This window comes from Sphingomonas sp. CD22 (assembly GCF_034556155.1).
GTDB lineage: Bacteria > Pseudomonadota > Alphaproteobacteria > Sphingomonadales > Sphingomonadaceae > Sphingomonas.
Genome location: NZ_JAYDYX010000006.1, coordinates 25311 through 51370, shown reverse-complemented (window position 1 = coordinate 51370; position 26060 = coordinate 25311). Strand labels below are relative to the sequence as shown.

At 62.8% G+C, this 26060-nt stretch carries 21 protein-coding genes; 7 read left to right on the top strand and 14 right to left on the bottom strand.

The annotated features are described in order from the left end of the window. Window positions 1–22 precede the first annotated feature (22 nt). A complete protein-coding gene (locus SFC76_RS12780) occupies window positions 23–745 on the top strand; it encodes an IS6 family transposase (protein ID WP_322849819.1) in 723 nt (240 codons plus the stop codon). On the opposite strand, the gene SFC76_RS12775 is transcribed toward SFC76_RS12780, so the two are convergent. From SFC76_RS12775 to SFC76_RS12750, 6 genes are all read right to left on the bottom strand, one after another. Then, window positions 742–1104, bottom strand: coding sequence for a cyclic GMP-AMP synthase DncV-like nucleotidyltransferase (locus SFC76_RS12775; protein WP_322849818.1), 363 nt, complete (start codon window positions 1102–1104; stop codon window positions 742–744). The two genes, SFC76_RS12780 and SFC76_RS12775, sit on opposite strands and share 4 nt — an antisense overlap. Window positions 1105–1110: 6 nt before the next feature. Continuing rightward, entirely contained in the window at window positions 1111–2157 is a 1047-nt protein-coding gene (locus tag SFC76_RS12770) for a CBASS cGAMP-activated phospholipase (protein WP_322849817.1), read from the bottom strand. A gap of 205 nt (window positions 2158–2362) precedes the next feature. Next, entirely contained in the window at window positions 2363–2872 is a 510-nt protein-coding gene (locus SFC76_RS12765; protein ID WP_322850040.1) for a DUF2306 domain-containing protein, read from the bottom strand. Next, complete coding sequence (locus tag SFC76_RS12760) at window positions 2872–3573, bottom strand: TMEM175 family protein (RefSeq protein WP_322849816.1); 702 nt, start codon at window positions 3571–3573, stop codon at window positions 2872–2874. The genes SFC76_RS12765 and SFC76_RS12760 overlap by 1 nt, the downstream gene beginning before the upstream one ends. 159 nt (window positions 3574–3732) lie before the next feature. After that, window positions 3733–6306 (bottom strand): M1 family aminopeptidase, encoded by a 2574-nt coding sequence (locus SFC76_RS12755; RefSeq protein ID WP_322849815.1) that lies wholly within the window; start codon window positions 6304–6306, stop codon window positions 3733–3735. A gap of 252 nt (window positions 6307–6558) precedes the next feature. Beyond that, on the bottom strand, window positions 6559–7221 hold the full coding sequence (locus tag SFC76_RS12750; RefSeq protein ID WP_322849814.1) for a TetR/AcrR family transcriptional regulator: 663 nt from the start codon (window positions 7219–7221) through the stop codon (window positions 6559–6561). Between the two features lie 51 nt (window positions 7222–7272). On the opposite strand from SFC76_RS12750, the gene SFC76_RS12745 reads away from it, so the two are divergent. The 3 genes from SFC76_RS12745 (at window position 7273) to SFC76_RS12735 (ending at window position 9640) form a co-directional block, all read left to right on the top strand. Continuing rightward, the gene (locus tag SFC76_RS12745; RefSeq protein WP_322849813.1) at window positions 7273–8433 is read left to right on the top strand and encodes an FAD-dependent monooxygenase; all 1161 of its coding nucleotides are present in this window, start codon (window positions 7273–7275) and stop codon (window positions 8431–8433) included. Window positions 8434–8897: 464 nt separating this feature from the next. Continuing rightward, window positions 8898–9137 (top strand): helix-turn-helix transcriptional regulator, encoded by a 240-nt coding sequence (locus tag SFC76_RS12740; protein ID WP_038661358.1) that lies wholly within the window; start codon window positions 8898–8900, stop codon window positions 9135–9137. Continuing rightward, window positions 9134–9640 carry a hypothetical protein gene (locus tag SFC76_RS12735; RefSeq protein WP_322849812.1) on the top strand — a complete coding sequence of 169 codons (507 nt, stop codon included), beginning with the start codon at window positions 9134–9136 and terminating at the stop codon, window positions 9638–9640. Before SFC76_RS12740 ends, SFC76_RS12735 begins: the two co-directional genes overlap by 4 nt. A gap of 203 nt (window positions 9641–9843) precedes the next feature. Here SFC76_RS12735 and SFC76_RS12730 read toward each other — a convergent pair whose 3' ends face one another. Further along, entirely contained in the window at window positions 9844–11799 is a 1956-nt protein-coding gene (locus SFC76_RS12730; RefSeq protein ID WP_416222419.1) for a CocE/NonD family hydrolase, read from the bottom strand. 382 nt (window positions 11800–12181) lie between these two features. Next, window positions 12182–12550 carry a hypothetical protein gene (locus SFC76_RS12725; RefSeq protein WP_322849811.1) on the bottom strand — a complete coding sequence of 123 codons (369 nt, stop codon included), beginning with the start codon at window positions 12548–12550 and terminating at the stop codon, window positions 12182–12184. Between the two features lie 329 nt (window positions 12551–12879). Between SFC76_RS12725 and SFC76_RS12720 the strand changes: the two genes are divergently transcribed. Beyond that, window positions 12880–13140: a hypothetical protein gene (locus SFC76_RS12720; protein ID WP_322849810.1), complete on the top strand. Its 261-nt coding sequence runs from the start codon at window positions 12880–12882 to the stop codon at window positions 13138–13140. A gap of 115 nt (window positions 13141–13255) precedes the next feature. On the opposite strand, the gene SFC76_RS12715 is transcribed toward SFC76_RS12720, so the two are convergent. Continuing rightward, complete coding sequence (locus SFC76_RS12715; protein ID WP_322849809.1) at window positions 13256–15280, bottom strand: M13 family metallopeptidase; 2025 nt, start codon at window positions 15278–15280, stop codon at window positions 13256–13258. 382 nt (window positions 15281–15662) lie between these two features. After that, window positions 15663–16891, bottom strand: a protein-coding gene (locus SFC76_RS12710; RefSeq protein ID WP_416222426.1) for an IS3 family transposase whose coding sequence is annotated in 2 segments (ribosomal slippage) — window positions 15663–16556 and window positions 16559–16891 — 1227 coding nt in all. Because the reading frame shifts where the segments join, the coding sequence is not laid out codon by codon here. A 196-nt stretch (window positions 16892–17087) separates the two neighbouring features. Here SFC76_RS12710 and SFC76_RS12705 point away from each other — a divergent pair. After that, complete coding sequence (locus SFC76_RS12705; protein WP_322849808.1) at window positions 17088–17549, top strand: VOC family protein; 462 nt, start codon at window positions 17088–17090, stop codon at window positions 17547–17549. 183 nt (window positions 17550–17732) lie between these two features. Here SFC76_RS12705 and SFC76_RS12700 read toward each other — a convergent pair whose 3' ends face one another. The 4 genes from SFC76_RS12700 to SFC76_RS12685 form a co-directional block, all read right to left on the bottom strand. Continuing rightward, window positions 17733–18800 carry a DUF5694 domain-containing protein gene (locus SFC76_RS12700; protein ID WP_322849807.1) on the bottom strand — a complete coding sequence of 356 codons (1068 nt, stop codon included), beginning with the start codon at window positions 18798–18800 and terminating at the stop codon, window positions 17733–17735. 41 nt (window positions 18801–18841) lie between these two features. Further along, window positions 18842–19993, bottom strand: coding sequence for a S41 family peptidase (locus SFC76_RS12695; RefSeq protein ID WP_322849806.1), 1152 nt, complete (start codon window positions 19991–19993; stop codon window positions 18842–18844). A gap of 171 nt (window positions 19994–20164) precedes the next feature. Then, window positions 20165–21727 carry a serine hydrolase domain-containing protein gene (locus SFC76_RS12690; RefSeq protein WP_322850037.1) on the bottom strand — a complete coding sequence of 521 codons (1563 nt, stop codon included), beginning with the start codon at window positions 21725–21727 and terminating at the stop codon, window positions 20165–20167. 330 nt (window positions 21728–22057) lie between these two features. Further along, window positions 22058–24481, bottom strand: coding sequence for an ABC transporter permease (locus tag SFC76_RS12685; RefSeq protein ID WP_322849805.1), 2424 nt, complete (start codon window positions 24479–24481; stop codon window positions 22058–22060). 251 nt (window positions 24482–24732) lie between these two features. Here SFC76_RS12685 and SFC76_RS12680 point away from each other — a divergent pair, with 251 nt between their 5' ends. Further along, window positions 24733–26037: a sigma-54-dependent transcriptional regulator gene (locus tag SFC76_RS12680; RefSeq protein ID WP_322849804.1), complete on the top strand. Its 1305-nt coding sequence runs from the start codon at window positions 24733–24735 to the stop codon at window positions 26035–26037. Window positions 26038–26060 lie beyond the last annotated feature (23 nt).

The following is a 26060-nucleotide window of genomic DNA, read 5'->3' as shown; positions in this document are numbered from 1 at the left end:
CAGGGGCTGATAACGGTAGGGGATGAGCCGGAAATCGAGGGCCTTGCCGCCCAGCCCGTTTCGACGTTTCAACTCGTCACCTGAGGTGATCCGGCTGGTGGTGCTGATGTATGTGCGCTTTCCGCTGTCGTTGCGGAACGTGGAAGACCTGCTGTTCGAGCGCGGGATCGACATCTGCCACGAGACGGTGCGGCTGTGGTGGAACAGGTTCGGGCCACTCTTTGCCGGTGACATCCGACGGGCACGCGTGAGCTGCATGCGTAACTTTCGCCACTGGCGATGGCATCTTGACGAGATGTACGTGAAGCTGAACGGCGAAATGGTCTATCTATGGCGTGCAGTGGATCACGAAGGCGAGGTGCTAGAAAGTTATGTCACCAAGACACGCGACAAGGGTGCAGCGCTGGCCTTCATGAAGAAGGCGATGAAGCGGCATGGCTCGCCCGACACCATTACAACTGATGGTCTGCGCAGCTACGGTGCTGCGTTGGACGAACTGGGCTGCAGGGAACGCCAGGAGATTGGTCGCTGGGCGAACAACCGGGTCGAGAACAGCCATCTACCGTTCCGACGACGGGAGCGAGCCATGCTGCGCTTCAGGCAGATGAAGACGCTTCAGAAGTTCGCTTCCGTCCACGCCAACGTCCACAATCACTTCAACTTGGAACGCCACCTCATCGACCGCCAGACCTACAAGGAACGACGCTCCGCCGCGCTGGCGGAGTGGCAGATCCTTGCGAACTAGGCTGCAACCTTCAAAGACCAGCCTGCATCGTGTGGAGAACGGTTCGCGTTAGACTGACAGCACCCTTCGGGCTCATATTCGCCGTCCTCGTCGTCGCCGGACCATTCGAAGTAGAGGCCGAGGTCGATGTCGAACTCGGCGCCGGATTCCCACGGGCGGATTTGGGTGTCGAACTTGTAGGAGCCCTGGAGCCAAGTGCTCATCGCGTAGCCCGTGTCGTCCTTGAGCCGCGACTTTAGGAAGTCGGCCAGGTCGTTCCACCGCGCCTGCTGCGTCGCGAATTGGTCGCTGGACGGCGTGATGCGCGAGTAGAGCGTCTGGTCAGACTTGGAATGGAACAGGCGTGCGGCGCGGGACATGGGGCCTCAGATGCTCGCGTTGACGAACGTGAATGGCGGCGCCTCGTGCGCGAGGAACGCACGCAGGCGTTCGTCCCCCGACACCTCGGCGAACGAGGCGCGGGCGATCGACTGCAGGTTCGCGACCGCGCCTGGCGTCGCCACGTCGAGCGCGAGCTCCCGGCGTTGCTCGTCGGCCTGACGGCGGTCGATGCGCATGTAGCGGTCGTCGAGGACGTGCTTCATCATATCGTTGGTCAACGCCTGCTGCGACCCGATCATCACGTCGGTGAGCCTCTGGTTTCTCGTCCACCCCCACACCCCCAAGTCCGGGTTGAGCGAGCTGGACATGGCGAAGTCGGTGGTGGTCGTCCCGACGCTGAGCACTCGGATGTCGTCGCGCCGCGCGCCGAGGAACATCTCGGCCTCGTGCATCGCGATCATGTCGGGCGAATTCGCGAACATGCCGCCGTCGGCGAAGAGCTCGTCGTCGATCCGGTGCGCCGGGAAGTATGTGGGCGCAGCGGAGGTGGCGAGCGCCACGTCGGCCACCTTCAGGCGCCAGTCCAGCACGAAGCGCGGATGATGCCGGGTCTTGAACACCTTGGGGCCGCCCTTGGTAAGGTTCACGGCCGGAATCACGACGGGCCGGACCAGGTCCGACATGGGGGTGTCCTTGCCGACGATCTGCTCTACCGTGTCGCGCAGCGGGGCGGGGCCGTAGAGCGGCTTGGGAACGTTGCGCGCGAATCGGACGAGCGAGGCGGTCTTCGTCTTCGGCTGGGCGCGGGGAAAGATGCGTGGTCCATGTTCGATGAAGGCATCGCGGATGTCGCTGGCCGAGCGTCCGGCGGCGAGGCCGAGCGCGATGATGCCCCCGATCGAGGTGCCCGCGATCAGGTCGAAGCACTGGTTCAGCGGCTTGCCCGACCGCTCCTCCAGCTCCGCCAGCATAGCGGCGGTGTAGAGGCCGAGGAACCCGCCTCCAGAAAGCGAAAGGATTTGAAAGGCCACGCGCACCCCCTTCTTCGAACATAGCGCGAACGGGCGGGGATGCAACGGCGACCAGCTCACCGGCCGAAAGTATAGCTCGCCGGGAATTAAGTCCCGATCTCGGCCGTTCCGAGCGGCTGGCTGGGCGCGCTTAAGCGGTCGGTCCGTTTACATGAACCGGCGGCCGGTTTGGGTGCTGCCTTGAGGGCGCTGAATGACCGACATTGGGTCTGTGTGTGGCGTGATGGATCATCTGTCGCCCAGCAGGACAATTAACCAGCGCAGATCAGCGAAATAGCCAAGTACCGAGCAGCCGATGGAACGGGAAGGTGAAGAAGCCGGCTACGAGTAACGCGCCGATCACCATGCCATGCACGGCACGGCGATGCCGGGTGACGTCGTGGCGGCGTGCAGTCCACCAGATCAGCGGCACTTGGATCAGCGTCCAAAGCGAGAGCAGGTGGATGACGCTGAACTGGCCCGGGCCGGAGACGTGGATGAATAGCGAGGTTATCGCGGTCGCCAGCATTGCGGCCATCCAGACCTTGCCGGTGGTCCGATGTCGCCGATCACCGCGCATGCGCAGTAGCATCACCGGTGTCAGCGTCGTCGCGACGAGGATGGTCAGGAGGTGCAACCAGATCAGTGGCGGCACCATCCGCCATTGGGCATGCCCCCGCACGATCGCCGCCACCGCCGCTGCGAACAGGATGGCGGCACCGAGCGACAATAGTCGGTCGGTACGTTCGGGGCGGACGGCGGTCCGACGCCGATCAGGATGCGCGACGGCGGCCATCACCGTTGATCCGATCGACCACCGAGCCTGGTCAGCAGCAGAAGGACGAACGGCGTCACCACGATCATCGAAATGAGACCCGCCGCCGGCGACACCATGCCCGCCGCGAACCCGGCGCCAGCAATGATAATCGGCGACCACATCGATCGGCGTAGCCGGCGCGCATCCTCCGCCGCCTCGGGATCGTTCCGGGCGAGATGCCGCAACGCCACCGTGATGACCCGCACGTTCGCAAGACCGACCACCATCAGATAGGCAGTGTAGAAACCGATCGCGACGCGCAGCAGCGAATAGTCACTCAGCACCGCGGTCGGGAACGGCATGAAGGCGATCGCCATCAGCAGCAGCAGATTAGCGCGGACCAGCGACGGGTCAGCCGCGTCGATCATCGCCATCAAGCGATGATGCCCTGTCCAGAACCGACCGATCACCAGGAAGCTGATGATGAAGCCGATATAATTCGGCATCAGGTTCACCAGCGCCTGCGCCAGCGATCTGTCTGTCGCCCCGTGCAATTCGGGTAGGCGGACCTCGATCACCAGCAGCGTCATCGCAATGGCGAACACCGCGTCCGAGAAGAAGCTCAGCCGTTCGAGTTTTACGTGTTCTCGGTCTTTGATCATTGTCACCCCCGAGATAGCATCTCCCCGATCGCCCGATCGGACGCAAGCCGCCGTGAGCAGTTGGTGATGCTGCTGCACATCGGACCCCTCCGGGCGCCACAGTTACCAGGCAATGGACCATGGCTCATCAAGCCGCACGGACGCTCCTTGCTGAGGATCGACCTCGACTTCACCTGATGAACGGATGACTGCAATTGCGATGCGCGCCGCTGCTGATGAATGACCGGTTCTGGGTCTTCATTCGCTTGAATAGGCTCTCCCTTCGAATGTCGCGGCTCTGATGCGGACGGTCAGGGCCAGTTCGTCGCGCGCGGTCAGAACTTTGCGGCGCACGTCGATCGGCAAGGCGGGGTGCGCATCGAGAAACCCGTCAACCACCTGGAGTGCCGCAGGATCGCGCTGGCCGCTGATGAATGCATCGATCCAGGCAGGCAGGAAGAAAATCCGCCGGTTCTGGCGGATCCACTCCAGTCGGTCGAGCGCAGGGCGGAGGAATGGCAGGGTAAGAGCTGCCTCCTCGATCGTGTTGAACGCGCCAAGGCTTTCGCTTGCCCATGCCTCGTTGAGCGCGGCATCGTCGAAGTAACGGCTGAAGTAGGACGTTTTGACCGAGCGGTCAGGCGTGGCGGCGCGGGCGACGAACGCGTCCTTCACCGCCTCGCTTGATCGATCGAGCCGCTGCTCGGCGGCGAACAGCGCCGCGGCGTCGGGCGCACCAACGGCGATAAGGCGGCGGACGATCGCCCAGCGCGTCGGCTGGCGGACCGCGGCACCGAACAATGTTGCGCGGCCGGCGAGAAGGTCGTGCAACCGGGCGAGAGCAAGTGGCGTCCGCGCGGTCGCGATCAAACGATCGAGCGCATCCTTGCGCAGGCCGTAGCCGAGGGTGGGGCCGTCGATGCGGGCGAGCAGCGCCTGTTCCCAATGGGGCCGCAGCGGTGCCGACGCGCCGTCGGGCAGGTAGACGTCGAGCGCAGTCGCGCCACGCGACAGGATGGTGCGCGAAATCTGCTCGTCGATTTCGGCGGGCAGGTGATCGAGTAGCATGGCGATGTAACGCATCGGGGCGAAGCGGACATCGCGGACCGTGTCCCACACCGCGCTCCACAGCAGCGCGCGCAGCAGGGAATCCTTCACCGTGCTCACATTCTTGACGATCCAGGTGACGGTGCGGTCGTCGGGCAGAAACAGGCCATATCCCTGATCGTCGTCATTCGGCCAGACATAGTCCGGGACGGGGAGCCCCGCCGCCCCCGCGACGATGGCCTTGCCGCCGTCGAATGCTGCGTCGAGCACGACGTCCGCCCGGTCCCGATAGCCCAGCCGCACGCGCACCTTCATCGGCCATGCGCCGCCGCGGTCGCCGGGAAGTGATCGCACCGGTCGCTGGACGAGCGTCAGCGACCCAATCCTGTCGCCGGTCACCTCGATCTGCGTATCCACGCGCGGAAGGCCGGCGCGCAGCATATACTGGCTGCCGAAGGCGGTCAGATCGAACTCCGACGCGTGACCGACCGCGCCAAGCAAGTCCTGCCAGGTCGCGTTGCCATAAGCGTGGTCGCTCAGGAAGCGGTTGAGGCCGCGGCGGAACCCCGTCTCGCCGACTAGGAAAGCGAGCTGCTTGATGACCGCTGGTGCCTTGTTGTAGACGATCGGACCGTAATTGCTCTTTGCGGCATCGAGATTGTCTAGCGGCTGCCACAGCGCCTGCGTGCCGCTGGTGGCATCGGCCCGATAGGCGGGCGTCTTGGTCGACAGCAAGAAGGTGGTCCAGGCGTTACTGTCGGGCTGAAGCTCGGCCTGGATGCGCGCGGCCATGTAGGTCGAGAAACCCTCCTTCAGCCACAGGTCGTCGAACCAGCGCATCGTGACATCGTCGCCGAACCATTGATGGCTGATCTCGTGATAGATGGTGGCATCGCGGCCGACCCGCTGCGGCAGCGTCGGGGGTTCGCGGAAGATGAAGCGATCCTCGTTGTAGAAGACCGCGCCCACATGCTCCATGCCGCCGAACGGGAAGGCCGGCGCGAGCAGCAGGTCGAGCTTGGCGAAGGGGAAGGGGACACCAAACCAGTCGCCGAGCCAGCGTACGGCAGCGCGGTTGGTCGCGATCTGCGCCTCGGCGTCAACCTCGGCACGACGCGAGGTCCGCGCGTACAGGTTGATCGGCCGCTCCCCCGCTGGTGCCGACGTCCAGTGCGTCCAGGGCCCGGCGGCAAAGGCGGCCAGATAGGTGGGTATCGGCTCGGTTTCAGCAAAGCGCCAACGCGTGACGCCGGTCGTCGGCTGTTGCGTGTCGAGCGGGCCGTTGGCTATCACCGTCCACGCTGGTGGCGCTGTCAGCGTCCAGCGAAACCGCGCCTTCAGATCGGGCTGGTCGAAACACGGGAATAGCAGGTTGGCGTCGGAGGGGACAAGTAACGTATAGAGATAGGTCTGGCCGTCCTTGTCGTCGTGATAGCGGATGATCGCCGCCCCCGATGCCGCAATCGGCGTTGCAAACCGCGCGGCGACCACGTTGGCGCCGGTCTTCAAGAGCGCTGCGGACAGGACGAGATGGCCGTCGACCCGCCCCGTGGTGGACAGCGGGCGATCGTTGACGGTCAAATCGGCCAACACCGGTCCGCGAAAGTCTAAGACCAGATCACCGCCGTTCTGCACACGATCGAAGCGTATCGTGACGGTGCCCGTTGCGGTGTCCGCCGCGGTCAGGTCGAGCGACAAGTCGTAGTGGATCGCTGAGATCTGCGCCGCGCGCCGCTGCGCGAGTTCGATCGAAATGCCCCGTCCGATGTCGCCATCCGCCGCCATGCCGGCGGCGAGGGCTTTTCCTGGGGTCCAAAACCCTATTGGGGCGAGCATCGCCGAGCGTAAAAGTGTGCGGCGCGTGTCGATGAAATGCAGTTCGGCCCCCTGTCGCGGTGGAGCGGCGATCCTAAGGCCATAGCGCGCCGCGTGTCGATTGATCGAACCGTCTCTTCTCAACCCCATCGCTGCTTCACGATTTTTTTCGATGTCCGATATCGAGCTTTACCTTATCCGGCTTGAACATCCGCAACTTGGTCAGGTCGTGCCTAACAGGGGTCTGCCGTCAAGCGCGGCAAGCGTGCCAACGATGCCTCGGTCGATGATGGCGAGGAACACGCGCTTCGCTGCCTGTACATCGCCCGTACGGCTGAGTTCGGCGTGCGCGCGTAGGAACGCCGTGCTCCATGCCGAGGCGATCAGCCCGGCGGCCAAATAGGCGAGCATATCATCGTCCCAATCGGGGTGCTCTTTTTCAAAAAGGGCGGCCAAATCCTGAACGAAATGGTCGCGCATCTGGCGCCCGCGTGCCTTCAACGTCTCGCTGGCCAGTGCCGTCTCGACGAAGGCCTGCGTATGTTCGAATAGAGGAAAGGCCTCAGACGGCTGTTCAATCATCTGGTGGGCCAGTGCGCCCAGGGCTTCGATCGGCGAGGTTCCTGATGGGCGCGAACGGATCGTGTCAAACGCGAGATTGCGCGCCTCCTCTTCTCGATCGAAGAACATGTCCTCCTTGCGGGGAAAGTGATTGAACACCGTCATGCGCCCGACATCGGCAGCGTTCGCGATCTCGTCGATCGTCACCTGATCGAAACCACGCTCCATGAAGAGGCACGTCGCAGCGTCGGATATGGCTTGGCGGGTCGCCAGGCGCTTTCGGGTCCGACGGTCCATCTGCGCATCATTCGCCGTATTGCTCATCTAAGTATACTCAGTATATATCTAGGGCATATCCATGTTGGAGATGCCCTTATGGTTCCGTCAACCCGCAACACGCTTGACCTTCTTCCCGATCGTGGTGCCGTCCTCATCAGCGGTGCAAGCTTTGCCGGTCTTGCAACCGCCTATGGGTTGAACCGGCTTGGCTATCGCGTCACCCTCATTGAGGCGGCGCAGGGATTACGGCGTGGTGGAACGCCCGTCGACATCGAGGGTGAGACGATCGATATCCTCAAGCGGATGGGCCTCGTTGACCGTGTCAGGGCCAGGGCGCTGCCGTCTCGCCGCTTTGTGTTTAAGAATGCGGATGACTCCACTTTGGGTTTCATGGGCGTGAGCGGGGATCAAGCCTCCGAGGTACGTTATGAAATCCATCGCGACGACCTCCTGGACATATTGTTCGATGCGGTGGCGGACGATGTCGAACTGCTATTTGGCCGGTCGATGACGGGGCTTGAAGAGCGCGGCGACGGGGTAGAAGTGACCCTGGACAATGGCGAGCGGCGTGACGTCGCGCTGGTCGTCGGGTGCGATGGCAACCGGTCGAACACGCGGCGGCTGGTGTTCGGTGGTGGCGATCAGTTCACCTACTTCATGGGCGGGTACTTCTTCCTGAAGGTCGTACCGGACACCGGGTTGCTCCCCGCCGATACGACAGAGGTTTTCCGGACGCCCGGGCGGATGGCGATGCTTAACGGCTATGATGATCGTACTGACATCGGCTTCGGTTTCCGTACGGAGAGCGAGATCGCATATGATTATCGCGATCGCGCGCAGCAGCACCAGTTGATCGAGGAACAGTTCGGCGAACTGGGTTGGAAGGTGCCGGCCATGCTTGCATCCGTCGCCGGGGACGACGATTTCTATTTTGACCGGATCAATCAAATCCGGATGCCGTGCTGGTCTCGCGGGCGGGTCGTGTTGGTGGGGGATGCGGGGTATTGCGTCTCGCCGCTAGCGGGCCTCGGCGGTTCGATGGCCATCATCGGTGCCGGTCGTCTGGCATCCGCGCTGGAGCGCTATCCCGACAATCATGCGTCCGCGTTCCGTCATTATGAAGACGGGTTGCGGCCGTTCGTCGAAGAGATTCAGGAGCGTGCGGCCAGCGAAGGCATGTCGACCATGTGCCCGGCGGACGAGGCAGAGCTTGCCGAGCGTGATCGAGAGATCGCGGCAGGCGATATGGGTTGGTAGCCTGCTCGCCAGGCGGCGTGTAGCGCTCCGATCAATCGCGCGCGTGATTGGCTCGAACTCTCGCCGCCCACGGACGAGGTTGGCGCCGCTGATCATCTCCTCACAATTAAAAAACAGCCGGAGTCTGCGAGGCGGCCAGGGGCGGGAACGACCGCAATTGGGTCATGAGAGCGCCGGATCATGCCGAGGATGATATACTCGAAAGCACGAACTTAGTTCAGCTTATCGTCCGCTCGCGCCCATCTTCGGACATTCCGGTGGGTAATTCGCACCCTGGAAAGCGGACGTCCGTTCATCACGATGAAGCGATGTCGGCCATTCCAGATCCTAAAGGCAAACGTTTTGCATCACATCGACGCGAAGGCGGCCTGACCGGTACCCAACCGCACCAACGGTGTTGACGGCACTCACAAAATGTTGTGTAAAGACAACGAATCGTAGTGATTCGGGGCTCGAATGAGATTATGCACAACAGGATTGCTGTCTTTCGCGCTGAGCATGGGTTGTCACGCCGGCAGCTTGCAGAGGCGGTGGACGTCAATCCGCAGACGATCGGCTACCTTGAGCGCGGCGACTACAAGCCAAGCCTCGAGTTGGCGCTGAAGGTCGCCGCGGTGTTCTCCGTACCGGTGGAGCTGCTCTTTTCGCTGACCCCGTTCGAAGCAATCGGCGCCAGCTTGCGGCGGATCGGAGTGGAACAATGAGCAACCGACAGCACCGTTTTCTAGCTTGGCTAGATCAGTCAGTGATGTGGACCGGCGTGCCTGCAATGGCTGCGGGCATGCAGCGCAAGCGGCATTTGCGCTGGCCGCCCGTGGTGGCGCTGGTCGTGGCGAGTGCAGGACTGTTTTGGTGCGTTGTGAATCCGGACCGCAGCTACTGGATCGGCTATGGGCTGATCATGGTGGGCTTCTTCATCGCCAACCTCATGCCAATCTGGGGTCCGCTGCGCCGCTTTAGCGAGCGCGCAGACGAATTCGAGCGGCAGCAGCGGCGCGACTCGTTCCTAGTCGGACTGGCGACGGTGGCGGTGGCGGCATTCGCAGGCATATGGCTAACCGTAGGCCTCCTCGCGATGCAAGTGTGGTCAGCCCTTGTCGCTCAACAAGAACTTACCGCATTCGCGTTTTACATGATGGCGCTGTTCAGCGCCGTGCCGACGCTTCACGCAAGCTGGCACACACGGCCGCTCAACGACGAGGACTAGCGTTCCGAAAAGCCGTTGGACCGCTCTCCCCACCAGATCACGACATTCGTCGGTGGATAGCCGGGGTAAGCTGGTCGGTCGCGCCGATGAACAAGCGTCCGAAGTTTGGAAGCGGGAAGAATGGGCTGAATGTCCACTTGTGGGTCCTTTTGACGCGCTCGCTTAAACGCCAGTGGTTCGGTTCTGCACCGAATTGACGGTTCCTACTCCAGCCCGTGGCCGCTGGCGGTGGAGGTCGGAACAACCGGTAGGAGGACTGCGCTTGCCCCCCTGCCGTCGGTGCCCGCTGCGGAGCCGTGTTCCAGCGTCATCGTTGCCGGCCGGTAATCAGCGGGCTTGGCGAAAAAGATGTTGGGAACATAGGTCTGAGGATTGCGGTCGTAGAGTGGGAATAGTGACGATTGCACCTGCACCATGATCCGGTGACCCGGCTTCACGGTGTAGTTCACTGTCGGCAGGCGAAACTTATACTCCTGCACAAGGCCTACCGGTATCGCGCTCGGCTCGGCGAAGCTCTTGCGATACCGGCCGCGGAAGATGTCAAGGCTGATTGGCAGCTGGTAGCCGGACAGCTCCGGCTGGTCGGCGAAGCTATCTGGATAAACGTCGATCAGCTTGACGACGAGGTCGGCATCGGTGCCGGTCGTCTTGAGGAAGAGGTCGGCGACGGGCGCACCCTCCAGCCGCACTGGCCGATCGAGCACAGGCGTTTCGAAGCTCATCACGTCCGTACGTGTCGAGACAAAGCGCTGATCATGCACCAGCCAGGTTGACCACGTAGGATGGTCGCCCATCTTCACCGGCAGCGGTTCGAAGGGCACGGGTTTGGCGGGATCCGCCACCCAGCTGCTCTCGCCGCCCTCGGGGCGGGTAAACGACAGGCCGCCGCCGGCCTGCAGATAGATCGGTGTAAGGCCCTGCGAACTGATCGCGGGCCAGCTGGAGAACCGGTCCCAATGATCCTCTGCGGGGTTGTAGATCAGCGCGGCGGGCAAGGGGTGGGTCGGTGCTCCATCCCGCAAATAGCTGTCGAAGAACGGCACCAACACGTCGCGACGGAATAGCGCCGTGGTATCGCCGGCCCAGTTCAATGCGCCGAGTGAGCGGCCGGTGCCGTTGATCTGGCTGTGATACCACGGACCCATCGCCAGATGGTTGTTGCCGGCATGGCCTGCTGCGGCCAGTGCCTCGTAGGAGTGAACTGCGCCATACATATCCTCTTGGTCCCAAAGACCCTGAAGCCATATCGTCGGCACGGACGAGGGATGCGCCGCAACCAGCTTGTCGAGCGCCTGCCCTTGCCAAAGGGCGTCATAAGCAGGGTGGTCCGACAGCCGCCGCCACCAGGGTAGCTGATCAAAACCGTGGGCCGTCGCGTAGGCACCCGCGGAACCGGCATTCAGCAGTTCCTGATAATCGTCCCGGCCGCTGCGCGGGACGGCTTCCCCCTTACCTGCGGCGCTGGTCTGGCCAGTGAAATAGTCGAGGTTGACCTGGCGAAAGGCGCCATAGTGGAACCAGTCGTCGCCCATCCAGCCGTCGACCATAGGGCTTTCCGGCGCGGCAACCTTGAGCGCCGGGTGCGGACCGAGCAGCGCCATCACCACCGTCCAGCCATCGTAGGACGAGCCGATCATGCCCACGCGCCCGTTGCTCTCGGGCACATGATGGGTCAGCCACTCGACCGTGTCATAAGCGTCGGTGGTGTCGTCTGTCTTGCTGGGGTTGAGAGCGCCGATCACCGGGCGCGTCATAACGTACTTGCCTTGCGAGCCGTATTTGCCGCGGATGTCCTGTTCGACCATCACGTACCCGGCCTCGGCCCAGGTGCGATCGCCGGGGAAGAGCCGGTCGCGCAGGTGCGGGCTGTTGCCTGACAGTACGCTGTTGGCGTCGTAAGGCGTGCGCTCGAGAAGCATCGGCGCGTTGATAGCGCCCTTGGGCACGATGATGAGCGTGTGCAGCTTCACCCCATCCCGCATCGGGATCATAACCTCGCGGCTGGTGAAGTCCTGGTCCGCGGTGGGGGTCTGCCATTTAACCGCGATGTCAGTGCCGGTTTGCACCGGACTGATCGTAGTCGCTGTCGGCGCGGTCTGAGTAAGCGTAGGAGCGGCAGCGCCGATCAGCAGGGTTGATAGCAGCAAAGAGCGGATCACAACGGGCATCCTTATAGCGCGCTAGGCCGGGTGGCATCGGCGTATGATCTCTGAGCTATGTCCTCAAGAGCAGAGCGGACCGACGCCCTTCTAATTGCTTCCGCCCTTCGCTTGCTGCGAACCAAAGGGGAGACACAACTGAATGGACGCTGCTTTTGGGAAGCTCCACGAGGCCACTGAACGTCGGCTTGTGGGTCCTTTCGGCCGTGAATCCCTGTTCCACCTGGGCCTACTATCGTAACTACCAAATCGAAATTTCGCATTTCCGAAAGCGGTCATTCGTTTAGCGCAAATAAGCCCAACATTTCGTATCGTGGAGTGCTCGAATCACGAGCAAAACGTCAGCTATTTGCTCAGCAGATCTAAATTTTAACGGTTCCTGCTATTCGTCGCCCGTGTAAAGCCCCGAAAACTTCCCGTTCTCAAGCCCGCCAATGAGCCAGGTCTGCGGCCTGCCTTTTTCAAATGTCACCATGTAAGTCTCCTCGCGATCGCCCGTCAGCTCCGCTTTCAAGAAAGTCAGTTTTTTAATCGGGCCCTTGGCTGCCAGCGTAGGTCCCATCTTGGGCATCTGCTGTTTGCACGCCTCGAGAAGTTTCGGCTGCATCATGTCCGCAGGGCAGGTACCGGCAGCCGTTTTGGCAAGGATTGTCCGCAGTGCAGCGGCGTAATTGCCTTGGGCGACAACGACTGGCGTTGACATCGCGAGTGCGGCGCCAGCAAACAGAAACGGGAAGGTATAAACCATCATCGGTCCCCCATTGATCCTGAGCATTTCCTAATGTCCCAAAAGGACGGTGACCATAGCGAAAAACACATTTCGGGACGAGATAATAGGATTGTTGCTGCGGCAGGGCAACGTTCAGACGGCATCGCACTAGCGCGTGACAATTTAGGCCGTACAGGCGACTGCTTTACGCACCAAGAAGTTGCCGTCTGACCGGGTAAACGAACGGCCGAAAGTGGGCGGCGGGGAAAGGCGTTTGAATGCCTGCGACTGGGTCACGCCTACCGGTCGCCAAGCCGAGATCCTCAGTCTACAGCTATTGCCGCAACCAGGGCTGAGCGGGGACCAAAGTCATGATAGAACAGCTTGCACCTGACGCCTATGGTCTCCTTATTCTCGCACCTGAGGTCGCGCTTGGGAGCGGCTGGCTCGGTGGCGACAGAGTCGTCGGTCGCGCCGCCATCGGTGACCTGTTGCTCAAGGCCGCTCGTTTCGACGAAGCTGAACAAGAGAGATTGACTATCCATCTTCCCAGCAAGGCGGCCACGCTCCGATTGGATGAGATCAAACGACACTTAGCAGCGGGATCCACTGCCCGAGTTGTCCCTGAATGAACGTCCACTTCTAAGCAGCGCTGTTGGCTATCTGAATAACCGGTTGCGGATATTTAGGGTATCGTCGCACCCGACCTTAGACTATTGCCAAGTTCCACGCTCAGAGACGCGACCACTACTGCCAGATGCTTACCCGCTGCTCAGGCGGAAGATACATCGCTTGGCCCGGCTTCACGCCAAACGCTTGATACCAAGGTCCGAAGTTGCGAACGATGCCATTCACTCGGTACTTGTCGGGCGAGTGCGGGTCGCTGAGCAGCTGCTGGCGCTCCGCTTCGTCACGCCGCTTGCCCTGCCATGCCTGCGCGTAGGCGAGGAAAAAGCGCTGGTCACCGGTCATCCCGTCGAGCACCGGCGGTTCGCCGTGACGGGCGACATAGCGGCGGTAGGCGGCATAGGCGGTCTCCAGCCCACCCAGGTCCGCCAGGTTCTCGCCGAGGGTCAGGCGGCCCTTGATCTTCACGCCGGGGATGGGCTCGTACCGGTCAAACTGTCCTGCCAGCCGATCGGCCTGGACGTTGTACTTGGCCGCGGTCTCCTTGCTCCACCAGTCGCGCAGTCGCCCCTTCTCGTCGAACTGCCGCCCCTGATCGTCGAAGCCGTGCCCCATTTCGTGCCCGATGGTGGTGGCGCCGGTCTCCGCGTAGTTCACTGCCGGATCGGCGCTCGCGTCGAAGAAGGGAGGCTGCAGGATCGCGGCGGGCAGGGTGATCTGGTTCATGGTCGGATCGTAGTAAGCGTTGACCGTTTGCGGCGTCATGTCCCAGAGGCCACGGTCGACCGACTTGGGAAAGCGCTGGAGTTGGAGGTGCCACTGGAAGTCGGCGACTGCCAGATTGTTCGCAAGCGGATCGGTCCGGCCGACCGTCAGCGTCGAATAGTCGAGCCACTTCTTGGGGTGGCCGACTCTAGGATCGAACGTCGCGAGCTTCGCGAGTGCCGCCTTGCGCGTTGCATCGTCCATCCACGTCGCGGCTTCGATCTTGTCCTTGTAGGCCGCCTCCATGTCGGCAACGAGTTCGTCGGCCTTCCCCTGCGTCGCGGGTGACCAATATTGTTGAACGTAAATCGCGCCGACTGCCTCCCCTAACGCATCGTCGATCAGCGCCATGCCGCGTTTCCAGCGTGCGCGCTGTTCGGGCACGCCGCGCAGCGTTTTCGAATAAAAATCGAAATTCGCCTGATCGAACGCCTTGGGTAGGAACGGTGCCGCGCTCGAGATGAACCGTGCAGTCATCCATTCCTTCCACGTCGACAGCGGCACGTCGCCCAGTCGCTTCGAGGCGGCGGTAACCGCGCTTGGCTCCGACACGTTGATCTTGGCGGCGGCGCCCAGGCCCATGGCGGCGAGCGTCGGCGTCCACTCCATCTCCGGTGCGAGCTTGGTCAGCTCGGCGCGCGTCATCGGGTTGTGTGTCTTGACGGGATCGCGGCGCTGTTCCGGTGCCCACTGGTCCTCGCTCAGACGCGTCTCGAGCGCGATAATCCGGTCCGCCTTAGCAGCGGCATCCGGAACGCCGGCAAGTTCTTGCAGTTTGATCAGGTAGGTGCGGTACGCACGGCGGATCGCGTCGTACTTCTCGCCGGTCAGCAGGTAGTAGTCGCGCGTCGGCAGCCCGAGCCGGGCCTGCCCGGCATCAACCATATAGCGCGTCGGGTCGTCCGCGTCGTTCGAAATGACAATGTTGACCGGAGACGGATAGCCCGGGCGCATCATAAGCTGGATCAGCTGAAGCCGGGTCCGAACCGCGTCGATCCTGGCGAGACGGGGCTTGAGCGGGGTCAGGCCGCGCCCCTCGATCGCTTGCTCGTCCATCCACGCGGCGTAGAAATCTCCGACTTTTTTGGCGGTCGGCGTTGTTGGCGTGTCCGCCGCATCCTCGACGATCCGGCGCACCTGGGTCTCGATCTCGTCGGGCAGGTCGTAATTATAGCCGGCACCCGCTTTGTCTGCCGGGATCGGGTGGTCGCGAAGCCACGTGCCCACAGCGAAGGCGTAGAAGTCGTCGCCCGGCTTCACGCTTCTGTCCATGTTCTTGAGCTCCAGCCCCCATGGCTCATAGTGCGGCTTGCCGATTTGAGCGGCAAGTACGGCAGGGACGGACGTAAGCGCTAGAGCGAGCAGAACGGTACGGCGCATCGCGAACTCCGGAGATGGTCGGGGAGGGGCAGCTTAAGCGTACCGGGGGACTGTCACCAAGCTCAACCTCAATCACGAACTTTTCAGTAGGGTCGGGCAACAGTCGCTCTCGCCAATGGAGGCCAGCACCTCAGCCCGCACTTCCAGCTGCATGTGGCACGCGCCGGGAGCTAAGGACTGATCGCGAAATCCGCGCCTTTGCAGAGCTGAACCGATGTCCGCTTTCGGGCAGCAGCTTGATTTGCTTGAACGTCCACAACTGGGTCTCCGCGGCCGCTGGTCGCCTGATTGCTGCATGACCAAGCTCGTCTGCTCCCAAGGTGTTTCGCAACCTGGAACTCGCTGCTTTGAGAGGCTTAAAGCCTTTCCGTGTTGTTGCCCCCTAATTAGCTGACAGGGTCTCGCGGGTTTTCGCGATGAACTCGCGGGGTGACCTGTAGCCGAGGGCGCGGTGTGGATGCACCTCGTTATAGTGGTCGAGCCAGGCTGGTAGCTGCGCGATGACGGTCTGCGCATCGGGCCTGGGGTTCACGCGGACGTAATCGCGCTTGAGGGTACGGACGAACGCCTCGGCCATGCCATTGGACTGCGGGCTGCTGACCGGGGTGGTGCGCGGGACCAGCCCGATGTCGCGGGCAAAGGCTCGGGTGTCGCGAGCGGTGTAGCAGCTGCCGTTATCCGTCAGCCACTCGATCGGCTCGGGCACCCGGTTCACTCGGCCGTAGCGGTGCTCCACGGTGGCGACCATCAGGTCCTGCACGTCCTCGGCGGTGATGCCGCTCGTGGTTGCCACATGCCCCATCGCCTCGCGGTCGCAGCAGTCGAGCGCGAACGCGACGCGGACCTTCTCGCCGTTGTCGCAGGCGATCTCCAGCCCGTCGGAGCACCAGCGAGTGTTGCGCTGGTCGACGGCAACGCGGCCGTCATGACGGCGCTCCTCGCGCCGTTCGCCTTCTCGCTGAAGCAGCAGCCCGTGTATCCTCATGACGCGGTAGACGCGTTTGACGTTAGGCGCTGCACACCCGCTCTTCTCGGCCCGGCGGCGCAGCAGTGCATGAACACGGCGGTAGCCGTAGGTGGGCAGATCGGCGACGATCAGCCGGATGTCGGCGACCAGCTCCGCATCCGGCAACGGTGGCCGTCCGCGCGGTCGTGGCGGTGGTCGGTTACGCGTCGCAGACAGATGCGGGCGGGCGATGCCGAGCGCGTTGGCGACCGCGGTCACAGACCGTCCCCCGGCAACGAGGTCGAGCGCAAGAGAAGTTTTTTTGGGCCTGCGGCCCGGGATACGGCCTCGCGCAGCAGCTCGTTCTCCATAGCTTTCTTGCCGAGCAGCCGCTGCAACTCGCGGACCTGCGCCTCCAGCGCCCGGTACTCGGACGCCGGCACCACCTCCTCACCGGCTGCCGCAGCGGGCAGCGCACCCTGGTTCATCAGCCGGCGCCAGGTAAAGACCTGGCTGCCACTGATGCCGTGCTGGCGCGCGACGAGCGACACGCTCATCCCCGGCAGGTAGGTCTCCTCGACGATCCGGACCTTTTCCTCCGGTGTCCACCGCCTCCGGCGCTGAACACCGGAGAGGACCTCGCCGTCGTTGTAACGCCTGGTCATACCGTCAGTCATATGCCTCACTCTTATCCAAGAGCGAGATCCTGTCAGGTCATTTGAGGGGCCACCTCATTCCGTTTCTCCGCATACAACATTCCATATTGGGAAGGTGTATGCGGGGAAGGGTTTAGGGAAAGCAGTTTACGATGGTGAACGGTCGCGTGGTAAGCACGGGCGGCATACCGGTGAGAGGGCAGTAATGACGGATGCCGCAAACGTAATTGCCGTGGACCACACAGGCTTTGCTGTATCGTCTCTGGACGAAGCCGTTCGGTTCTGGACGGGAGCGCTCGGCTTCAAACTCGAGCGGCGATCGGAGATGGGGGGCGACTTCCTGCATCAGGTGACAGGTGTCGATGATCCGAAAGTGAGAACGGCGATCGTCAAGGCACAAGACGGCTACGTGGTCGAACTATTGGAATATTCGAACGGGCTCCAGAACGGGACGGTGCCCAGCGGCGCGGGATCGATCGGAGCGGCCCACCTAGCTCTGACTGTGAAGGATATTCATGCCGCCATTGCCCGTGTCGAGGCAGCAGGATGGGAGGCGAAAGGCAATCCGCTGCCGATCCCGGGTGGTCCACGGAAGGGGACGTTGGTGGCCTACGTTTCAGGCCCCGATCATATCACGATAGAGCTTATGCAGCCGACGGCCCGTTAGTCGGCCGGCAGCAGCTTTGCCGCCTCATCATCCTTTTTGAAACCTGGCAGGGCAGCGGGCAGGGCCGAGGCTCAGCACCTTCTCTGTTGCAATACTGAATGGATGGCAGAAGTTGGGGAGCTAGAAAGAGGCCGCGAATGACCGCAAGTGGGTCAGCGCGGGGATGAGATGGTAGTGGGTGTGTCAGCATCTTGTGGGATGGGCATCAAGCACCGCTGTAACCGAGACGATCGAAATGTCGGTCATGGTGCCGAGATAAGCCTCGATAAACGCTTTGTGGGATGCACCGACGACCAGCAGTGCCTTGCCGCCCGGGATCGACGCGGTCGCCTCGCGGACCGTGGTTGCCATGCGCAGGTTCTGGGCCTCCCAGGCGGCAACCCGCTGCCGCCCCACGGCGCCGAGACGGGGGCTTTGTTGAAGCGATAACCATTGCGCCTGTGCGTCTGCCTTGGCGAATGCCGGGGAATTCAGGATGCGAAGCACCGGCAGGACACGCTCGCGACTATCCAGAACCAATGTCTTGCTGCCATATGGTTTCAGGGCGGGCGTGGCCTTGTCGAGTTGCGCGATGATATCGGGGGATGCCTTTACCGCCGCACCAAAGGCGGCATCGTCAGGCAACGTCACATCGCTCAGGTGATCGCCCGCGCCGTACACGCGGGGTCGGCGAAGCTGCACCGCCAGCGCGACTGCGATCGAGACGATCTCACTGCGACCAATCCCGAAGCGTCCGATCCTGGTCTTCATCGTCTCGCTGACACCGTCCTCAGCAAGCCGCTCGGCGGGGGCGAGCTGCAGCCACTGCGTCGCCGCCGAGAATGGCTCGCCTGCGGCCAGAAAGAGGGCAGCCAGATGACGACGCTCCATGGCGGTCAGCTTGGGTTTCGCAGCCAAGGCATCGGCCTGAACCAGTGCATCCGCTCCGGTGATGCCAAGCGCCGTCTGCGCATCCTTGGCGAACGCCAGGGTCGGGCCAGCCCATTTGCCGGCATCGCCGCGCACCGCCTTGTAGGCCTCGATCGCCGCAAGCTGTTCGCCCGACATCGCCTCGGTCAGGATGACGTCGGGCGCATAGGCCCGCAGGCGACACATCACCGGCTCCAGCCATGTCGGATCAAACGCCTTGGGCGCATTGTCGAGGTGGGAAATGCCCAGCACCATGACCTGCGTCGCCGGGGCGATCAGTCGTGACCTGGCCTGCGCTGGGTCCAGGGTCTGCCGGGCTGGGATCGGTGGTGCGAGCGTCATGATGGCTGCTGCACAGGCGGTGATCGATCGAATGCGACATGTCATGCTGGTTTGCCCCGTCGTGCGCTACGCCGCGTCAGCTCGGCCATGGCGGTAGCAAGGATGTCAGCGCCGCCTTCGACCGGAATGTCGGGATCGAGCAGCCAGCGTGGTCTGTCCTGAACATCGTACACGGGCTCAGCGGAATATTGCAGTTCCAGTCCGGTACGATCGAGCCGCAGCGGGAACACCGCAGCGCCGACCCGCATCATCGGCGTGCCGACGATCAATCCCCGCCCGATCCCCCGCATACCCATCGGAAAGCCTTCTGCCATGCTCGCGCTCCAGCGGGTGGTCAGGACGGCGACCGGCTGTCGATAGGTGAAAGGGCCGCGAGCTTCGACCATCTCGGTCCAAGGTGCGCTCAGCCCGTCACCATCGCGCCGACGCATGCGTGCATAAGGTTTGGTCTCGGTGATGAAACGGCCCATGATCGGTCGTGCTACCGCGGTATCACCACCCCCGTTTTCCCGGACGTCGATGATGAGCCCCGCTGTATTCCTGAACCTGAGCAGTGTGGTATCGACAGCGGCAACGACCGCGTCGTCGGCGAAGCTGCGGATCACGATCAACCCGATGTTGTCGGCCAGCATGCGGCTATCGACGTTTGGTAGCTCGGCTGGCTTCTTCACGGGGATCAGCAGCTGCCGGTCACGTCCGCCCTGTGACCGCAATGACAGGGTACGTGGCTGACCCCGCCGACCGGAGACCGCGACGTTGAAGGCATAGGCGGTGGCGGCTGGATCAGGACGTGACAGGCACCGCGGCATGACACTAGCGGCGATCGTCGCGATCGGTCGAGCATCGATTGCGGTGATCGCGTCACCGACCCTGACGCCGACATCGGCTGCCGCCGAGCTTGCCCGCACACTGGTGATGGTTGCCGAGCCATCGTGGGCGGGCTCCACCCATAGGTCGAAATAGGGACCGCGGAGCGCATCGGCCGGCAGGTCGCCCATATGGGTATGGGCATCGTACAGTTCGCCCAGCACGTCGCTGACGACGGCGACGAATGCCTCACGGGAGTCGGCTGCAAGGGCCAGCGGCCGATACAGCCGGCGCACCGCGTTCCAGTCGGTCGTCTTCTCGCCGAAGAAGCAATAACGCTCTGCCAGGGTCCGCCAGAGTTCGTCGAAATCCTCGGCGAAGGTCACGTCATGGGGCGGCTCCCGCGCCCACACCGGTGCGCACGATATCCCCAGGGCACCGACTATGCCGATGCTGGTGGTGATGAGTGACCGTCGGGTCAAAAGGGGCTGCACGGGATCAATTTTCCGATCGGCATGGGGTAGGGGCAGCTGGAGATGGTGGTCGAAGGCTGTCGGTTAGTCCCTCACGTCCGCGCCGAGCAGCTTGAGATGGGCTTTGGCGTGGTCGTTGCTGCCATCCAGGCGCAGCGACTGAAGATAGGCGGTGATCGCCTCGGCAGGCTCGCGGCGTGCCTCATGAGCTTCACCCAAACTGTCCCAGGTGTTGGCGCTGTCGGGATGGAGGCGGGTGTTGAGCAGGAATATCCGTAATGCGTCATCTCGCATCCCCGCCCCAAGCAATCGGCCGCCCCATTCGTTCAACTCGTCTTCGCCAACGACGAAGCCGGCATCGCCACGCTGGAGTCGGGTGTATGTCGCCTCAGCTGGTGTGGCTGGAGCCGCAGCGAGGGCCACGCGAAGCCGATTGGCGGCGGGGGACAGACCACCCCCGTTCACCAGGCGAAGCTCCGGATAGAAGCTGCCGGCAATCTCAGCGATGAACTCCTCGGGATTGGCGCCGGCAAGGTTGGTCAGGACAACGATCGCCAGATCATCCTTGGGATAGACGAAGAAGGCCGAGCGGCGCCCACCGATACCCGTGGCGACCGGATGTCGCGCATCGGGGCGCAGCGGCCAGCCCATCCCCCATTGGGTGGGTTTGCCATTGGCATAGCGGCCGGGCGTCCACATCGTCGCAAGCGAGGCCCGATCAAGCAGCGTGCCGTTCTGCAATCCGATCAGCCACCGGGCGACGTCGGTGGCAGAACCGTTGAGACCACCGGCGGTACGCATGAAAGGGGCGAACTCGTCAAACGCGTGTTCGAGCGCCGCGTTCTTGGTCGAGCCGTCGACTGCGCCATTGGCGTAGCGGTAAATCCTGACCCGTCCGGGGATCACGTCGCGGGTTTCGCCAAACGCGAAATGCGACGCACCGACCGGATCGAACTCATGCGTCTTCATGTAACGCGTGAAGGGGGTGCCGGAGAGCCTGTCGATGATCTTGCCCAGCAGCACGTAATTGGTCTGATTGTACCGGAAGCGGGCACCCGGCGCGGCCTCTACTGGGCGTGCTTTAACGGCCGCCCATGCCGAAGCCTGGTCACCGTCACCGATCAGGCTACCGGTACCCTGGCCCTTCGGCTGCTCGAGCACGTCAGGTAGACCGGATACGTGGGTGAGCAGTTGTCGGACGGATACCGTTCCCCACTGCGAGGGCCAATCATCGACATAGGTCGATACCGGGACGTCTAGTGACAGCCTGCCGGCCTGAGCCAGCTGCATGACCGCGACACCGGTGAAGGACTTGGTCGACGAATTCAGCGTGAAAAGGCTGTCCCGCGTTACCGGCATGCCGCTTTCCATGTCCGCCGTGCCATAGGCGCCGTCGAAGGCGATACGGCCGTGCCGTACGATCGCGATCTGCAGGCCCGGAATGCGACGGCGCTTCATCTCGGCATGAACGATCCCTTCAATGGCTGTCCTCTGCGCCAAAGGTAATACGCTAGTGGCTGATGATGGGCTATCGGACGACCGGGTGGCGGCAGCGTTGGCCGAAGAAGCGGGGTATGCCTGGACTGCCGCGGTTATACCGGCGCACGCGAGAAGCACGGCCCGGTACGTATTAGATCGAGCATCCATTATCATCTTCCCCATCACCCGCTGGCCATCGACCACAGTTGTAGTCGTTTCGTCAAGGGAGGTATCGATGAGGCGGAATTCGCCGATCTGAAATTCGGCGGCAGCTTGGGTTGGCAGGGTCTCCGCTGAGAAGTTCGACATGAACGAACGGCTGAAGGTGGGCAGCGGGGAAGGGGGCATGAATGACCGGTTCTGGGTCAGCGCTACCTGCCGGATGCGAGCCGCGACCCATAGAGACTCGTCAGGTGAGACTTGCGCCATAGCACCTTTTCGCCTGCGGCGGAGGGTAGGCCGTAAGCCAGCGGGACAGCCATCCGTGAGCAAAGCAACTTAGTCATGACGCAGTGCCCAGGCGGGAGCCGCCCGGCTGGCGCGCAACGCTTGCGCCAGCACGGTTAGCATTGCGATCGCGAGCGCCAGCAGGCTGGCACCGGCGAAGAACAGCGGCGACAGCGCGATCCGGTCGTCGAAGCCGGCAAGCCAGATCCGCATCGCGGCATAGGCCAGTGGCCAGGCGATGAGGTTAGCGATCAGCACGGGCCGCAAGAACTGGCCGATCAATAGCTTGACGATATCGGCGGAGGACGCGCCGAGCGTTTTGCGGATGCCGATTTCCTTTACCCGCCGTGCCGTGTTGAACGAGGCCAGGCCCCAAAGGCCGGTGCAACCGATCAGTACTGCCATCCCAGCACCGATGCCGAACAGATGCGCGGCCTGTTCATCGGCTTTGTAATAGTCCGCCAGACGCTGGTCCGCCGTACCGATGACCAATGGTATTTGCGGCGAGAGGCGCCGCCAGGCCAACCGGATGCGAGCGATCATGTCGGCGGTATCGCCGCTGTAACGGATGGCCGCGATCGCAGACGTCGGTACGTCGCGGGCATATTGGTACAAGGTCGCCGTCTCGGCCGTGCGTGGCGAGGCGAAGCGAAGCTGGTCGATCACGCCGATAATCGTGCGCGGTGCGGCCTGCCCGACGGTCTTGCCGATCGCCTCTTCGGGCGTATGGAAGCCAAGCTTCTCGACCGCCTTGCGATTGATGACGACGTTGCGGCCATATTTCCATTTGGTCCAGTCGCTGGAATCGTCGGCGCCATGCGCATCGTCAAATACTCGCCCGGCCAGCAGTCGGGGCGCATAGGTGCGGAAGAATTCCGGCCCGACGGGGATATTGGCGAGGGTTACATTTGGTCCGGTGGGCTGTTCGATCATGTCGAGGCTCGAATTGACGAGGCCCGGAGCCGAGCTGCTCGATCCGACCGAAATGACGCCGGGCAAGCGACGCAAAGCGTCGAGGATTGGTCGCGCCTGAGCGGGGAAGATGCGTTTGTCGGCCAGTGAGGGTAGGATCAACAGCCCATCGCGCCGAAAACCCAGATCCGAACGCCGGACATGTGTGGTCTGCGCCACCAGAACGACCGTGCCGATCATGAAGGCGATGGCCAGCCCGAACTGGATTACCACCAGGATTTCGCGCGATCGCGCGCCGCTACGCCCGCCCCCCGGAGCCCGCGCCGAAGCCAGCACAGCGGCGGCAGGAAAGCGAGACAAGAGGACCGCCGGGTAGAAGCCTGCCGCCAGCGCGATAATGGCAACCAGTGCAACCAGCAACGGCAGCGCCAAAGCGTAAGGAAAGCTCAGTGATAGTCCCCCCGCCGCATTTACGATGGGAAGGCTGACCTCAGCCAGGATCATACCGAGCAAGCTGGCGACCGCCGCCATTGCCGCGGCCTCGCCTAGGAATTGGCGGATCAGCATAGTCCGATCCGCGCCCAGCACCTTGCGCATCGCCACTTCGCGAGCACGCAGTCCCGATTGGGCAGTCGCCAGATTTACATAGTTGATGATTGCGATCAGCAGCGTCAGCGCGCCGACCAGCCCCAGTGTCACAATCGTCAGCGTACGGCCGCTGCTTTGCACCCCGCCAGGCGGTTGCAGATGCAGGCGAGTGAGCGGAAGCAGCGAAAGAGCGATGATTTTTGCCGGATCGGGGCCCAAATCCTGCCCCGCGTGACGTTCGACGAAGGCCGGCATCTTTGCTTCGAACGCACGCGCGGCCGCCGTGTTCGGAAAGCGAAAATAAGTCGCGCCATCGACCATGCCCCATTTGTACCATGACCATTGCACAGGTGCGGGCGGCGTACGCGGCATTGGGATCAATATGGTCGCTCGCTGATCGGTGTTCTTGGGTAAATCCTCAAAGATACCGGCGACACGATAGGCCTGCGGCGCATCGACTGCGATGGTGATGGTCTGGCCGATGGGATCGATGTCGCCGAACAGCCGCTGCGCTTCGTTTCTGCTGAGAAGCGCGCCCGACGGATCGGCGAGCGCCCGCCGGCCGTCGCCGCGCACCATGGGGATATCAAACACATCGAAAAAGGAGGGATCGACCTGCGCCACGTCGGCGTCGATCGCGTCATTCGCACGGATGACGCTGCCGCCCTGAGTACCGCCACGAATGCGCGTGCCGACCAGTCCCGGAAAATCCTGTCGCAGCTCTTCAAACAGCCCGGGCATCGTGACGGGATACGCCCCGTTGAAGGGGCTGCCGGGGATCTGAAGCTGGGTCTGCACAACGTATAGTTCGCCATGATGCGGCAGCCACTGCTCGAAGCTCGTCTCGAACCTCACGTAGAGCCCGAGGACCAGGAACACCGCGATGCCGACAGCTAGCCCGCCAATATTCAGCGCGGCATAAAGTTTGTGGCGGGTGAGCGAGCGGTAGAGTGAGACCAGGACGAAGCGGTTCATCGCGAATATCCTGACAAGAGGATGGGCTGTCGCCGGCGCTGCGCGCGGGGGCACCACTCTCGAAAGCGCAAACTGCACCGCCGAAAGCGGTGTCGCGGGAAATCACCGGCGAGCGCTGGCGCCATCGAGGCCAAGCTGTTTCGCTCAAGGAGTTGTCCCTCGGCAGCCTCCGGCATGGGTGTTGCGTATGTGCGCGGGTCAGTCATCATAGTCAGGCTGTCACTGCCCACGATCTGAAAAGCTAACATGCTATGATCAAACGAATTTCTTCCGCATCCCTCACCAGCGATCCGCCGCGTTTGAACACTATGTCCGCCGACGGGCGCTTCAATCACGAGGCAAGTCCTCGAGATATCCTTCTTATTGAGGACGATCCGGTCGTCGGTCGTACGACGGAGATCCTGTTTCGGCTGGCTGGGCATCGACTAGAGATTGCTGCCGATACCACCACCGCTTATTCCCTGCTCGCACGACGTCGCTACGACGCGATCCTGCTCGATATGAATTTGACGGCGGGCCGTTCGGATGGGGCGGAGGGGCTGGCGTGCCTCGACCGGATTGTCGCAGACGACCCCCGTGCCTGCGTCGTAGTCATTACAGCGCACAGTGGTATTCGCATCGCTGTGGCGGCCATGCAGGCGGGCGCGCGCGATTTCGTCATCAAGCCGTGGCGCAAGGACGACTTACTCAGCAAGGTCGATGCAGCAATCAGGCGTAGTGCCGTTGATGGTGAGGGGCATCGCTCCGCTGTCGGCAACCCATCGGCGGGCAGCGTACTGCTTGGTACATCGGTGGCGATCGAGCGCGTCCGTGCTCTCGTCCGGCGTGTCGGGCCGACGGTTGCCGCCGTATGCGTCATGGGGGCATCGGGCAGCGGACGCTCGCTGGTCGCCGACGCGTTGCACGCGGCGTCCCCTGACGCCGGGACCAGGCTGCCCCGGATCGACCTGACCGATCCCGAACAATGGTGCACTCTGGACAATACCACCGGTACGATCGTGCTCCGAAACGTCGATCGACTGACCTCCCATGCGCAGGCTCGGCTGCTCGACCGACTGATGCCAGGATTGCGTTGCATCACGATCGTCGAGGACGTCGCGCCATTCTTACCCGCGCTGCGCCGGCGACTCTGCACGATCGAGATCGTGGTGCCCTCTCTCGCCGAGCGCCGTGACGACGCGGTGCTGCTCGCCCGGCATTTCGCGAGCGTCGCCGGCGAGACCTACGGTCGATCCACGCCACGGCTCACACCGGCAGCAGAGGCGTTCGTTGCCATTACGGACTGGCCGGACGAGGTGCGCGGGCTGGCGTTGGCGATCGAGCGCGCTGTGCTGCTGTCGGACGATGGCCTGATCGACGTTGCAGCGGTCAGGCCGGCCGACCCATTCGCCGGATCGGGGGGTGGAACAGCGCCGGCATTCGGGATGCAGGATGCCGAAAAGCTGATGATTGAAGCTGCGTTAAAGGAGCACCGGCACAACGTGTCACGGGCCGCCGCAGCTTTGGGCCTCAGTCGCGGTACCCTGTATCGTCGGATGGCACAGCATGGTCTTTAGGTGGGACTGCCGTGCTTTGTTCA

Coding starts and splice junctions, on each gene's coding strand:
- SFC76_RS12680 (WP_322849804.1), top strand. CDS start 24,733: ATGATCAAACGAATTTCTTCCGCATCCCTCACCAGCGATCCGCCGCGT.
- SFC76_RS12750 (WP_322849814.1), bottom strand. CDS start 7,221: ATGAGCAATACGGCGAATGATGCGCAGATGGACCGTCGGACCCGAAAG.
- SFC76_RS12685 (WP_322849805.1), bottom strand. CDS start 24,481: ATGAACCGCTTCGTCCTGGTCTCACTCTACCGCTCGCTCACCCGCCAC.
- SFC76_RS12765 (WP_322850040.1), bottom strand. CDS start 2,872: ATGGCCGCCGTCGCGCATCCTGATCGGCGTCGGACCGCCGTCCGCCCC.
- SFC76_RS12690 (WP_322850037.1), bottom strand. CDS start 21,727: ATGGATGCTCGATCTAATACGTACCGGGCCGTGCTTCTCGCGTGCGCC.
- SFC76_RS12780 (WP_322849819.1), top strand. CDS start 23: ATGAGCCGGAAATCGAGGGCCTTGCCGCCCAGCCCGTTTCGACGTTTC.
- SFC76_RS12715 (WP_322849809.1), bottom strand. CDS start 15,280: ATGCGCCGTACCGTTCTGCTCGCTCTAGCGCTTACGTCCGTCCCTGCC.
- SFC76_RS12745 (WP_322849813.1), top strand. CDS start 7,273: ATGGTTCCGTCAACCCGCAACACGCTTGACCTTCTTCCCGATCGTGGT.
- SFC76_RS12720 (WP_322849810.1), top strand. CDS start 12,880: ATGATAGAACAGCTTGCACCTGACGCCTATGGTCTCCTTATTCTCGCA.
- SFC76_RS12755 (WP_322849815.1), bottom strand. CDS start 6,306: ATGGCGGCGGATGGCGACATCGGACGGGGCATTTCGATCGAACTCGCG.
- SFC76_RS12700 (WP_322849807.1), bottom strand. CDS start 18,800: ATGACGCTCGCACCACCGATCCCAGCCCGGCAGACCCTGGACCCAGCG.
- SFC76_RS12705 (WP_322849808.1), top strand. CDS start 17,088: ATGACGGATGCCGCAAACGTAATTGCCGTGGACCACACAGGCTTTGCT.
- SFC76_RS12725 (WP_322849811.1), bottom strand. CDS start 12,550: ATGATGGTTTATACCTTCCCGTTTCTGTTTGCTGGCGCCGCACTCGCG.
- SFC76_RS12735 (WP_322849812.1), top strand. CDS start 9,134: ATGAGCAACCGACAGCACCGTTTTCTAGCTTGGCTAGATCAGTCAGTG.
- SFC76_RS12775 (WP_322849818.1), bottom strand. CDS start 1,104: ATGTCCCGCGCCGCACGCCTGTTCCATTCCAAGTCTGACCAGACGCTC.
- SFC76_RS12740 (WP_038661358.1), top strand. CDS start 8,898: ATGCACAACAGGATTGCTGTCTTTCGCGCTGAGCATGGGTTGTCACGC.